Source organism: Streptomyces sp. NPDC102437 (assembly GCF_044765565.1).
Taxonomy (GTDB): Bacteria; Actinomycetota; Actinomycetes; order Streptomycetales; family Streptomycetaceae; genus Streptomyces.
Genome location: NZ_JBIWKI010000003.1, coordinates 247462 through 259114, shown reverse-complemented (window position 1 = coordinate 259114; position 11653 = coordinate 247462). Strand labels below are relative to the sequence as shown.

Genomic DNA, 11653 nt, shown 5'->3' with positions numbered 1-11653 from the left:
GCTAGCACCCGCAAGTGCCCGTGATGTTCGCCAAGTCCCCTAGAATCAGAAGGAGTTGTCCATGCGTAGACGCCTCCACACGCGCCGCACGGCAGGAGCTGTGGCGGGGTTCGCCCTCGCCGGCCTCCTGGCCGCGACCGCCGCCACCGCACCCGCCTCGGCCGCCCCCACGGGTGCCGGCGGTGACCGACGCGTGGCCGTCGAATACTTCCCCGATCCGGGCGGCTCGGGCCGCACGGTCGAGGTCCCTGTCGGTGCCCCCGTCCGGAAGGGCGCGGCCGCGTCGCCGCTGAGCGCGGCGGAGGCCGCCGTCGACGGCACGGTGGGCGAACAGGCGGTGACCGGTCCGTCCGACGACCGGCTGGACATCGTGATCATCGGCGACGGCTACACGGCGGACCAACAGGAGGACTTCCACGCCGACGCCACCGCCAAGTGGGCCGACATCACCGCCCTGGAGCCGTACAAGAGCTACCAGGGTCTGTTCAACGTGTGGACGGTCGACGCGGTCTCCAACGAGTCCGGCATCAGCGGCGATCCCGGTCCGGACACCGTCAGGGACACCGCGCTCGGCAGCTACTTCTGGTGCTCCGACATCGAGCGGCTGATCTGTACCGACATCGACAAGGTGGCCGCGTACGCCGCCCAGGCCCCCGCCGCCGACCTCGTGGTCGTCATCGCCAACTCCACCAAGTACGGCGGCGCGGGCTACTCCGGGCTCCAGGCCGAGGGCCATCCCTTCAACGGGGTCTCCACCCTCTCCTCCGACCATGCCTCGTCCAGCCTGATCGCCGCCCACGAGATAGGGCACTCGGTCGGCCTGCTCGACGACGAGTACACCTATCCCGAGTACGGGACGTGGACCGGCGGCGAGCCGGGCGGGACCAACTCCACCACCTACACGGCCGCGCAGCTCGCCGAGAAGCAGGCCAAGTGGTACCGCTGGCTGGGCCGGACCGACCCCGCGGGCGGCACGGTGGGTACGTTCGAGGGCAGCGCCTACTACCCGCTCGGGCTCAACCGCCCCACCGAGTCGTCGATCATGCGGGAGCTGAGCAACACCGAGTTCAACCTGCCGGGGCGCGAGGCGATGATCGCCGGGTTCTACCGCGCGGGCAACGCGCTGAGCAGCTCCGTCGACACCGGCGTCGCCGTCGGACCGGGCCGGCGGATCGCCGTGAGCCTGGCGGACCTCGGCAGTGCTGTCGCCGGCACGCACCCGAACCGCCCCGGTGCCGCCACCGGTCTCGCCAGGACCGAGCTGCGCTGGTATGTCGACGGCGTCGAGAAGGTGTCCGCCCGTGGGCGCACCGCCGTCACCCCCGCGGCGCTCGGCGTCCGCGCGGACGGCCGCAGCCACCGGATGACCGCCGAGGCCGTGGACCGTACGGACGCCATCCGCGACCCCGCCGTCCGCGCCCTGGCCACCGACACCCTGACCTGGAACGTCAGGGCGACCGGGCACAGGCGGTAGCCGCTCAGGCGATGATCGGGACCACGGCCTCCGGCGTCAGCATCCGGAAGGTGAACGCCTGATGGAAGTAGAGCCGGATGCTCGTCGCGTCGTGGTCCTGATAGCCGATCGACAGGTCCTGGCCCAGGCGCAGTTCGAAGTCGCCGCCACGGGTGGACAGCAGCACCCCACCCGTGACCGCGGGCGCCCACAGGATCTGGTCGTCGAGCAGCCGGGCCAGATGGGTGGCGACCGGATACCCGTGGTCGGAGGTCTCGGTGGCCTCGGTGTACGCGTCGGCGCCCAGCAGCAGCCGGTACGGGCCGTCGACACCGGACAGCCGCAGCTGTGTCAGCGCCTGGCTGACGGTGGCCGGATAGTCCCGGGCATCGGCGGGCAGTGCCAGCGGCGAGTGCGAGGAGCCGTCCCGGAGCCCGGTGATCCCGGCCGACGCGTACCCGTCGATGATCGCCATGTCCTCCGCGAACGCACAGGTGCGGGCGGCGTCCTTGACGGGCTGCCAGTCGCTGTCGTCCGAACCGCGCTCGACATCGTCCACGGCCGACCGGGTCACCGTGAACGGCACGCGCCACTCGATGACCGGCACCGACGTGCGGGCCCGTGCGATGACGTCGGGAGCGGGCGGATCGACGTCGCGCAGATGACCGTCGCCGATGGCAGCCAGTTCGGGCCCGTCCGGGCCGGTGACATCGACGACCCGGCGGCCCGCCACATGGCGGCTGAAGGTGCGCCGGGCCTCTTCTTGGATCTGGTCCCAGGCGGCTTCCGTGACAGGGGCGAGTTCGCGGTGCAGATTGTTCATCACTGGGCGCTTTCTTGCAGGCTGCCGATGTGCAGCGAACCGTCGGCAGGGGCGGCCGGGGCCGAGGTCTTCGCCGTCACCGGCGCGGACGCGGGTTCCGGCACGGAATCGGTCCCGGCCGAGGAGGGCGGAGGCGGCGGGGCGTCGAGGAAGTCGGCGCTGGGGGCGTAGAAGAGGGTGCCGGTGACCGCGGTCGAGAAGTCGAGAATGCGGTCGTGGGTGGCGGGCGGACTGCCGAGGAACATGTTGCGGAGCATCTGCTCGGTGACGCCGGGATCGGCCGCATAGCCGATGAAGTACGTGCCGAACTCACCCTGTCCGAAGCTGCCGAACGACATGTTGGCCCGCAGGATGTCGTGCTCCGTGCCGTCCGGGTCCGTGATCGTGTTGAGGGCGATGTGCGAGTCGGCGGGCTTGGCGTCGTCGGCGAACTCGATGTCGTCGAACTTCGTACGGCCGATGACCCGCTCCTGCTCCTCGGTGCTCAGCGCGTTCCACGACGTGAGGTCGTGGAGGTACTTCTGCACGATGACGTAACTGCCGCCCGCGAACGGGGGATCCTCGGCGCCCACCAGGACCGCCGAGACGGCGTCCGTCCCCACCGGGTTCTCCGTGCCGTCGACGAACCCGAGCAGGTCCCGCTGGTCGAAGTAGCGGAACCCCTGCGTCTCGTCGACGACGGTCACCGCGCCGCCGAGCCGGTCGAGCATCCGGGCCGCCCACTCGTAGCACACGTCCATCCGCTCGGCCCGGATGTGGAACAGCAGGTCCCCCGGGGTGGCGGGCGCGTGGTGGCGGGCACCGTCGAGTTCCTGGAACGGGTGGAGCTGCTTCGGCCTCGGCCCGTCGAACAGCCGGTCCCAGGCACCGGACCCGATGGCGGTCACACAGGCCAGGCCGGCGTCGGGGAACCGGAATCCGATGGAGCGGGCGAAGGCCGCGAGGCCAGGCAGCACCTCGCGCACGGCGGGCTCGCCACCGGGCTCGATCGTGGCGACCAGGATGAGCGCGGCGCTGGTCAGCGGCGCGACTACGGGCTGGGCCGCGGCCGTATCCGGCTCCGTGGTGGCGTCGGGCATAGGAGGGCTCCAGGGGCGGCGACGTCGGGAAGGGGCAGTGGGCCTTGTGGTGCGGGATGGGGCGGGGGTCAGTTGCCACTTACGCACGGCCGCGAAGGGGCCGCAACCGCGGCCATCCGGCCGACCGAACGCGGGGCGGCCCGGCGATCCGCCCCCGCAGTCCGCGCGTCAGCCCGCGAGGACCTCCGACCGGTCGCCGCCCCAGAGAGTGTGGAAGGAACCCTCGCGGTCGGTGCGGCGGTAGGTGTGCGCGCCGTAGTGGCCGCGCTTGGCCTGGTGTGACAGCCCCGATGCAGGTTCGAGGCAGCCGGTCTGCGGCGTCCCACCCCGGCCACCGACGGAGTGTGAACCCGTATGACGGGCCGTGCACAACGAGCTCCCCTGGCATCCAGGAACTCGCTCCCCTGGGCCTTTCGCGCCAACGGAGCATTGTCGGCCTGCTCGGGATGCGTGGACGAGGACACCGATCACTCTGGAGGTATGGCAGGGCTGTGCCGGTGAGTGGCGTCCTGCTGAGCAGACGCCCACGGCTGTAGACCCCCACGAAAAGGTGACGTACCCGTGAACGATGGAAACAGGATTCTGCTTGCCGCTGCCTTGGCCGGCGGCTATTTGCTGGGCCGCACGAAGAAAGGCCGACTCGCCCTCACAGCCGCGTCGTACATTGCTGGACGTCAATTCGGACTCGAACCGCGAAAGCTCGTGACACAAGGTATGCGCAAGCTAGGGGAGATTCCTCAAGTCGCGGAATTGGGCGAGCAGCTGCGAGGGGAGGTCAAGGACGCCGGCCGGGAGGCTGTCGCGGCAGCCTTCAACCGTCGGATGACGACACTTGCTGATTCACTCCATGAACGCACCCTCCAGCTTGAGAGTCGTGGGGGAGAACCGGATGAGGAGGAGGAAGAGGAAGAAGGGCCCCAGTACGACGAGGGGGAGGAGGAGCCCGAAGAAGATTACGAGGAGGAAGACGAGACCGAGCCTGAAGAGGAATATGAAGGGGAAGAGGAAGAGCCCGAGAACGCGGAGCCGGAGGAAGAGCGCAAAGAGCGGGCCCGACGTCGTGCTCCCCACGTTGCTGAAAAGCCTCCGCCACGGAGGCGCAAGTCGGCCGCTGGTCAAGGTGAAGCGGCAAAGGCCCCTGCCAAGAAGGATGCAAGAAAGTCGGCTCCCAAGAAGACCGCCAAGAAAGAAGCGACCTCCCAGAGGGCTGCTGCGAAGAAATCTGCGCCACAAAAGAAAACTGCAGCCAAGAAAGCCACTGCCAAAAAGTCTACTGCGAAAAAGGCGGCGGCAAAGAAAACCGGAACGCCCAAAGAAACGGCCAAGAAGGCGCCTGCGAGGAAGAGAGCTGCGGCAAGGAAAGCTGCGCCCGCTGCGAAGAAGACCACCAGGAAGAGGGCCAAGAAGGCGTCATCGGGCGTCGAGCGTCGGAGGTAGCGGATCATGTCAAAAACGGAGCAAGGCAACGCGTACTCGGGACTTGATCGGCTGCGTGAAGAACTCGGTGACTACCTGACGGCCCGGGTGGGGGACCTGGCAGAAAGAGCCGGCGACAAACTGATCGACGCGACGGACCAGCTCACCGACGTCGCCGAGAACGGCGGATCGCTCTCCAAGGTCGGAGCGAACCTCCTGGGAGGCGACTCCCCGCTCAAAGGCATGCTCTCCGGGGCGGCACAGAACGTCAAGGACAACGTCATAGGGAAGGCGAAGGGAGCCCTCGGCGGCGGTAAGGGGCGCAAGTCAGGAGATAAGAAGGTCACCAATATCATCGAGGTCATCGATGTCGGTGTGCCGTTGCGTACCGCCTACGACCACTGGACGCAGTACGAGAAGTTCAGCAGCTTCACCAAGGGCGTACGGGATGTTTCTCGGACCGGTGAGAGGACCAGCGACTGGAAAGCCAAGGTCGGCCCGTCGACTCGGGGCTGGAAAGCGACTGTGCAGGAACAGGTACCGGACGAACGCATCGTCTGGACATCCGAGGGAGCAAAAGGGTCGACGCGCGGTGCGGTGAGTTTCCATGAACTGGCGCCCGGATTGACCAGAATTGTTCTGGTCGTTGAATACTACGCATCGGGTCTTTTCGAGAAGACTGGAAATCTCTGGCGTGCTCAGGGGCGGCGACTTCGGCTGGACCTCAAGCACTTCCAGCGCCACGTCACTCTCACCGACGAAGAGCCCGAGGGCTGGCGAGGAGAAATCCGCGACGGCGAGGTCGTGCAGACCCACGAAGAGGCTCTTGAAGAAGAAGGGGCTCTTGAAGAAGAAGGGGCTCACGAAGAATATGACGGCGCGGACGACGAGTACGACCGCGACGACGAGCACGACGGCGAGCACGACGGCGAGGAAGACGAGTACGACCGCGAAGGCGAGGAGGACGAGGATGGAGACGTGCAGAGAGGGCGCCGAAGGGTAAGGCGACGATGAGGAAGCGAGGGTCCCGGACGGGGCCGTGCCGGGCGGTCACAGGTGTGGAGCGCTGCAGTCGCTGGACACGCTGGTCGGCCTGTGGGTCGACCCGACGGAGGCCGGGGAAAGATATCGCTCTTCCTGCCACAGGCCTCGACTCGCCACCGTTGTGAAACGCAGCGTCACAGAGAACGCCAGCGCGGGCCGCATGTATCGGCAACGGCGGCCGGCCCCCTACCAGTTCACTGACCGCACCAGGCGGGGCCTGCCGCATTTCCGAGTGCGGCAGGCCGGCGTCTGGCTCTTGATGCGCTTGGCATCCGTCAGTGCTTGAAGGTGTCCTTGCCCTTCTCGATCACCTGCTTCACCTGCCCCTTCGTCTTCTGTGCCCTTCCCTTTGCTTCCAGGCTTTCATTTCCTACGGCCTTCCCGGCCGCTTCCTTGGTCTTCCCCTCTGCTATTTTTCCGATGTTCTTGGCTTTCTTTCCGAGGCCCATTTTGTGCTCCATGGGAGTTATTCGGCTGGTGGTAGCAGAGGCCCGAGGGGCCCGAGATCCAGATTGAGATCTTCCATAGAAAGATCGTATCGGGTGCAGAGTTCAATCATACGACTGTGTAGAATCATCAGAGTTGCTCCCAGACGTTCCTCCTGTTCCTCGGTGAGATCTCCTGCGTCGACCCGGTGAAGCGCTTGGCGTTCCATGAGTTGTCGCAGCAGTTCGACGAGGGTGAGGACGAGCTTCATCAAGTCCCGTTCCACCGTGTCGGGGTCCGTGGTGACCCGGCGGGCCGGCCTTCGCGCTTCCGCCCTGTCCCGGGGCGGGGCGTCCTGTGGCATCGCGGGCAGCATGCGAAAGGCGCGGACGGCGGCGTCGGCAACCTCGTCGAGGCGATCACGAGGTGCATGTTCCTCAGCCGTCATGGTCCTCTCCCACGTGTGCTGAGACTGCACTCCACGGGGAGGGGTACTGCTCAGTGATGGAGCCGATCACGGCACGCAGCGATATGCGCACGAGGTCGATATCCGCGATGGAAAGTACGACATCGCCGGTGAGGACCACGCCTCCGCTGAGCAACCGGTCCAGCAGGTCGATCAGTGCGATCTGTCGTTCCGGCAGCGGCTCCCGCGACGTGGCTGGAAGACTGCCCACCGCCCTCATGAAGTGGCCCCCTTCAACGGTTCGATCTCGGCGGCGAAGGAGTACGGAGGCCACGGCCCGGTGACTTCGATACGCACTCCGGGAATTCCATCTGCCGCCCTCACTACGTCGGCGCGAAATTCTTCAGTCTGACTCAACGGCACAAGGTAGGCGTCGTTGACGACGTTCACCCCCGGCCCGCGGGCGAGTTCGCCTTGCTGCGGCCGGTGCTGCACGCGATCAACCGCACGGCTGCGGGCGGCGGTCTCGACCCGCGCGGCTGCCCGTTCGGCGTCCCGGTAGGTGTCTTCGCGAGCGTGTCTCTGTGCCCTGCGATGGCTGAGGTACGCCCGCCCGGGACCAAGGCCCGTCTGCGAGGGCCCCTCCTCAGGGATCTCGGTCGACGCGGCCGTTTCGACGTAGAGCTTGATACCCCACTCCACCTGCGCCGCCAGGTCGGTCAGCCGACGGTCAAACGCCTCGTGGTGGGAACAGAGCATGACTCGTACGCGTTCGTCGTCCAGGTACACCGTCGCCAGACGGAGCGGCAGGACGGTGGTGCGGGCGGCCAGTGCCTCGATCACGTGGTGGTGGGAGCGGGCGACGGACTCCAGCCACTCCAAGTCCTCGAGATGGACTCGCAGTGCGGCTTCCTGGAAGTCCCGCTCGGGTACCGGGCTCACGGCGACCACCACATCGCGGCCCTCGGGTGCACGCACCAGATGCACTGGCGCATCCGACACTCCATGGAGCTCGGAGAGCGCTTTTGCCAAGGTTCCGTCGGCGTCCCGTGCGACGGCGTACGCGTAGGTGAGGGTCCTGGTCACGGCTCGTCCCGCCCTTCGCCGCGGGCTCTGGAATCTGCCCGCTTGGTGCGGCGGGGGGTCGAGGGACGTTTTCTCTCCTCGGCCGGTGGCAGCTCACGGTCCTCGTGCAGGGCGGCGATCTCGGCATGCAGCCGTTTGTTCTCCTCGGCGAGTGACCGGTAGCCGTCGTTGGCGCCGGAGGACAGTGCCGGGTCGTGTTCCCACCAGTCGATGCCCATTTCCTTCGCCTTGTCCACCGAAGCGATGAGCAGGCGCAGCTTGATCGTGAGCAGTTCGATATCCAGGAGGTTGATCTGGATGTCGCCGGCGATGACGATGCCTTTGTCCAGGACCCGTTCCAAGATGTCGGCGAGATTGGCTGAGGAGCCTTGGCCGTACGGAGCGGACCTGGACGGAAGATCGCCCAGTCTCCTGGCGACGGGTTCGGACACGGACCCTGCACCTCGATTCCCTGGTATCACGACACATCAACGGCGCCGCATGACCGTGCTCTTTCGTTCCGCGGATTGCGGGTGATCAGGTGGAGGCGCCCTGGAAATGCCTCCTGATCTCGTCCAGCCGGTCCAGCAGCGCGTCCTCACGCCGGTCGAATGTCTCCTCGTCGATTTCCCCGGCCACGAGCTGTCGCTCCAGTTGGGCGAGTTCCCGTTCGACGGGCGCTGGATCGTAGTACTCGTTCTCCGCGGCCTCGACCACGCGCTCCATCACCCAGGTCACGCCGCGGACCGGAGCCAGTGGAAGGGTCGCGAGTTGAGTCAGCAGTCCCATGAACGCTCCCTAGACAAAGCTGTAGGTGGGTAGCGGTCCGAGCAGCCGGAGGTCGAAGTCCTCGCCCAGTTCCTTGGCCAGACCCTGCTCTTCGCCGAGGAAGCTCTGCTCGTTGTCCCGCGCCACGAGGAAGGACACATTCAGGAAGTCGTTCCCGGTCGCCTGCGACGAGCGTTCCTCCCGCGCGAATCCGCGCAGCGCATCGACAATGCCTGCCGCGAGTTGATCCTGCCGCGCCTGCACTTCCTGAGAGACCAGTTCGCCGAGGGCCAGGGGAAGGTCCGGGCTGCTGCTGCCACTCCTGATCGCCTCGTTGAGCTCGCGGGCTTCATCGGACTCCTGAAGGATCCGGCGCAGCAGGGCATCCTCGTCCTGGGCAGCCTTCAGGTGGTATTCGACGCAGCCGTCCAGCGCTCGCAGGCGTTCGCTGAACTCATCCGCACGGTGCTCCAGAACCGCTCGCACCGCATCGTCGTCCGGGGCGGTGAAACCGAACTGCAGCGGCAGAACCGTACCGTCGGCCATCAGCCTCTCCTGGACAGCCTGGTGCGCGCCGAGGTCCCGACGCTTGGGCCTCAGCTCCTCGGGCGCGTCGCTGATGACAGCGGACAGTTTCCCGGTATGCACGGTCCGCAGTGCTGCCGGTGGTTCCCCCACTCCCTCGAGGCCGTTCAGGCGCTGCGGATGGCTGGTCAGGACGATGGAGTAGACGTATACGGCCATGGCTCACTCCTCGCGGCGCCGGGCGGCGGGCCGACGCCGCGGCCGCTCCCGCCTCTCCTCGGGCTCCTTGCGGCTCCTTCCGGAATGCTCGGTCTCGTCGTCATCGCCTCCCTTGAGGGCATCGGTCAGCATTTCGGCGGCCCCGGCCAGGGCGCCCTTGGTCTTGCCGTGTGCTCCGCCCTCGGTGACCTCGCCCACCAGGTCGGTCAGCTTGGAGGGGGCCTTGCGGCCCTGCTCCAGGTCGAGGCGGTTGCAGGCCTCCGCGAAGCGGAGATAGGTGTCCACGCTCGCCACGACTATGCGGGCATCGATCTTGAGGATCTCGATGCCCACCAGCGAGACACGTACAAAGACATCGATGACCAGACCGCGGTCCAGGATCAGATCGAGGATGTCGTAAAGATTGGCGGAACCTCCTCCACCGCCCCTGGCAATGGCTCCTCCGGCTTGCGGCACCACAGTCATGGTGCCCCCTTTCAACGGCTCGCTCCGATTCCGGCGCGACCTTCTCGTGCGGGCGACAAACGGCGCATCGGCGCGTCATATCGGGCCTCAGCCCCGGTCGATCTGCCCTCGGGTGTAGCGCCGTGTGCGTTCGTACGACACCAGTTCGCCACCCTTGTCCAACAGCACCCGGTAGCTGGCCATCACGCTTGTCGTGCCGGGAACACGTTCCAGCTCCAGGACTTCTACGTCCGCCTGCCAGCCGTCATCAGTCGGTTTCAGCGCCGAGACAGATTCGGGAGCTCGTCCCAGAAGCTCCTGGAGCTGCTCAGCCGCGTACCGCATGGCCCGCGGTGCCGAAGTCCGACGGGGCGCGCGCTTCGTCGCGCTCGTACGGTTTTCGGCCCGACCCGTGTTGCTTTTCCCGGCGGTCTTCCTGCTGGACGGGCGCCGGACACTCTCTGTCTCGCCCTCTTCGTCTACGGCCATGTTCCCTCTCCGGGATTTCGGAGACGACATTACTGACCCACGCCATATTCACATGACGCCATTCCATCGTAGTCGGCATGCGCTGACCCTTCTCGGTTCCGGGCCCCCCGACCGCCCCTACCACTCCGGGAAGGCCAAGCGGCACGAGATGAACGTGCAGGTCATCGCTGATCCCCGGACGGCCCGAACGACGCGGCGGACGGCTGCTGCCACGTGCATCCACGAACACGATCGCCGCCAGCACCCCACGGTCGCCACGCCGACGCAGACCGTCACCCTGAGGCGCGAGGGTGCCTTCGGCGCACCACTCTGGAACAACTCCCACATCTCATCCGGCACCAGCCCCTGGACAGTCCCCACGCCGGCAGGCTATCGACCGGGAGGAGGCCCGCAGTCAGTGACCTCTACAGCGCTGTGCGTCGAACCGACACAGCACCCGTACCAGACGCCGCACCCCGGCTGCCGCTCCGAGCAGCGCACCCCCCACCAACGTGCCCTTCCCCGCTGGACCAGAGACGCCAAGAGCCAGTGTGAGAGCCAGAGCGACTGCCAAAGACCGCCGCAGCCAGCACGACTGCAGTCACCAGAGCAAAAACGATCTCCACCGTCATTGCGTCCTTTTCCCACCGCGACTCACGCTCCAGATCCATGCTGCAAGTCTCACATCACGATCAAGCCATCGCGCCTGGACCGAAAAGCACCTGGCCCTCACTCGTCGAAGCGCAGCGCACTGACCAATTGAGATGAGTTCTCAAGCGGTCCTATCTCGTTGGCGGGTTGGCCGGACCGGTACCGTCCGGTTCGTCGTTGGGGAGGGCGTGTCATCCCTCGACTCCCGTTGTTCCGTGAGGGGTTCCTACGGGTTTGGATTCCGGGGATCCGCGCTGGCGCAGGTATACGGAGAAGGTGGCCATGCAGGCGACTGCCAGGAGTTCGGACTGCCAGTTCTGCAGGCTGCGGCCCCAGAAGTCGGCGGATGAGAGGTAGTTTCCCCAGCTGATGGGGGCCTGGAGCGAGCGCAGCTGCTGTTCGTTGTAGGCGCTGGCGCCCGCGATGGACTGCGCCAGCCATGACAGCAGGAACAGTCCGGCCATGACCAGGCCGAGGGAGCGGCTGAACAGCGCTTGGCGGGCTCCGCCGATGCCGGCCCAGCGTGGGGAGTCTTCGCGGGCGTGTTTACCCATCCGCTGTTCCCGGTCCGATTCGGTGCCGGCTCTGTCCAGTTTCTTGGACTCGGGCGAACCGCGTTGCAGCAGCCAGACCGTCGCGACGATGTAGAGGAAGAACTGCAGGTACTCCGACTGCCAGTTCTCCGTCACATCGACGGCGAAGTCCGAGGACATCAGATAGGCGCCGAACCCGATCCGCGCGAGGCCGTCGGTCGCGAGCTGATCGTTGAACTCCGCATGCCCGGCGATCGCCTGCCCCGCGAGAGCGAGCAGGAAGGCGGTTCCGAAGCCCAGACTCAGTCCGTTGTCACGCAAGAAGCGAAGAAC

15 protein-coding genes and 1 pseudogene are annotated in these 11653 nt (G+C 66.7%); 3 read left to right on the top strand and 13 right to left on the bottom strand.

Features of this window, described 5'->3' with window-relative positions:
* Positions 1-61: 61 nt before the first annotated feature.
* A complete protein-coding gene (locus tag ACIRJP_RS06215) occupies positions 62-1474 on the top strand; it encodes a M64 family metallopeptidase (RefSeq protein WP_404168716.1) in 1413 nt (470 codons plus the stop codon).
* Positions 1475-1478: 4 nt separating this feature from the next.
* On the opposite strand, the gene ACIRJP_RS06210 is transcribed toward ACIRJP_RS06215, so the two are convergent.
* Positions 1479-2276, bottom strand: coding sequence for a family 1 encapsulin nanocompartment shell protein (locus ACIRJP_RS06210; protein WP_404168713.1), 798 nt, complete (start codon positions 2274-2276; stop codon positions 1479-1481).
* Complete coding sequence (locus ACIRJP_RS06205) at positions 2276-3355, bottom strand: Dyp-type peroxidase (RefSeq protein ID WP_404168710.1); 1080 nt, start codon at positions 3353-3355, stop codon at positions 2276-2278. Before ACIRJP_RS06205 ends, ACIRJP_RS06210 begins: the two co-directional genes overlap by 1 nt.
* Before the next feature lie 561 nt (positions 3356-3916).
* On the opposite strand from ACIRJP_RS06205, the gene ACIRJP_RS06200 reads away from it, so the two are divergent.
* Complete coding sequence (locus tag ACIRJP_RS06200) at positions 3917-4792, top strand: histone protein (protein ID WP_404168706.1); 876 nt, start codon at positions 3917-3919, stop codon at positions 4790-4792.
* 6 nt (positions 4793-4798) lie between these two features.
* On the top strand, positions 4799-5785 hold the full coding sequence (locus ACIRJP_RS06195; protein WP_404168703.1) for an SRPBCC family protein: 987 nt from the start codon (positions 4799-4801) through the stop codon (positions 5783-5785).
* A 305-nt stretch (positions 5786-6090) separates the two neighbouring features.
* Here ACIRJP_RS06195 and ACIRJP_RS06190 read toward each other — a convergent pair whose 3' ends face one another.
* From ACIRJP_RS06190 to ACIRJP_RS06140, 11 genes and pseudogenes are all read right to left on the bottom strand, one after another.
* Positions 6091-6276: a CsbD family protein gene (locus tag ACIRJP_RS06190; protein ID WP_404168700.1), complete on the bottom strand. Its 186-nt coding sequence runs from the start codon at positions 6274-6276 to the stop codon at positions 6091-6093.
* Positions 6277-6281: 5 nt separating this feature from the next.
* Positions 6282-6689 (bottom strand): gas vesicle protein K, encoded by a 408-nt coding sequence (locus ACIRJP_RS06185; protein ID WP_404168697.1) that lies wholly within the window; start codon positions 6687-6689, stop codon positions 6282-6284.
* Positions 6679-6927 (bottom strand): gas vesicle protein, encoded by a 249-nt coding sequence (locus ACIRJP_RS06180; RefSeq protein WP_404168694.1) that lies wholly within the window; start codon positions 6925-6927, stop codon positions 6679-6681. Before ACIRJP_RS06180 ends, ACIRJP_RS06185 begins: the two co-directional genes overlap by 11 nt.
* On the bottom strand, positions 6924-7733 hold the full coding sequence (locus ACIRJP_RS06175) for a GvpL/GvpF family gas vesicle protein (RefSeq protein WP_404168691.1): 810 nt from the start codon (positions 7731-7733) through the stop codon (positions 6924-6926). The genes ACIRJP_RS06180 and ACIRJP_RS06175 overlap by 4 nt, the downstream gene beginning before the upstream one ends.
* Complete coding sequence (gene gvpJ, locus ACIRJP_RS06170; protein WP_404168688.1) at positions 7730-8164, bottom strand: gas vesicle protein GvpJ; 435 nt, start codon at positions 8162-8164, stop codon at positions 7730-7732. Before gvpJ ends, ACIRJP_RS06175 begins: the two co-directional genes overlap by 4 nt.
* A gap of 85 nt (positions 8165-8249) precedes the next feature.
* Positions 8250-8501 carry a gas vesicle protein GvpG gene (locus ACIRJP_RS06165; protein ID WP_404168685.1) on the bottom strand — a complete coding sequence of 84 codons (252 nt, stop codon included), beginning with the start codon at positions 8499-8501 and terminating at the stop codon, positions 8250-8252.
* Between the two features lie 9 nt (positions 8502-8510).
* Entirely contained in the window at positions 8511-9224 is a 714-nt protein-coding gene (locus tag ACIRJP_RS06160; RefSeq protein WP_404168682.1) for a GvpL/GvpF family gas vesicle protein, read from the bottom strand.
* A 3-nt stretch (positions 9225-9227) separates the two neighbouring features.
* Positions 9228-9689 (bottom strand): gas vesicle structural protein GvpA, encoded by a 462-nt coding sequence (locus ACIRJP_RS06155; RefSeq protein ID WP_404168679.1) that lies wholly within the window; start codon positions 9687-9689, stop codon positions 9228-9230.
* 87 nt (positions 9690-9776) lie between these two features.
* Positions 9777-10157: a gas vesicle protein gene (locus tag ACIRJP_RS06150; RefSeq protein ID WP_404168676.1), complete on the bottom strand. Its 381-nt coding sequence runs from the start codon at positions 10155-10157 to the stop codon at positions 9777-9779.
* A gap of 394 nt (positions 10158-10551) precedes the next feature.
* Positions 10552-10807: pseudogene (locus ACIRJP_RS06145) on the bottom strand (DUF6332 family protein).
* Positions 10808-10978: 171 nt separating this feature from the next.
* On the bottom strand, positions 10979-11641 hold the full coding sequence (locus ACIRJP_RS06140; RefSeq protein ID WP_404168673.1) for a DUF6766 family protein: 663 nt from the start codon (positions 11639-11641) through the stop codon (positions 10979-10981).
* Positions 11642-11653: the final 12 nt, after the last annotated feature.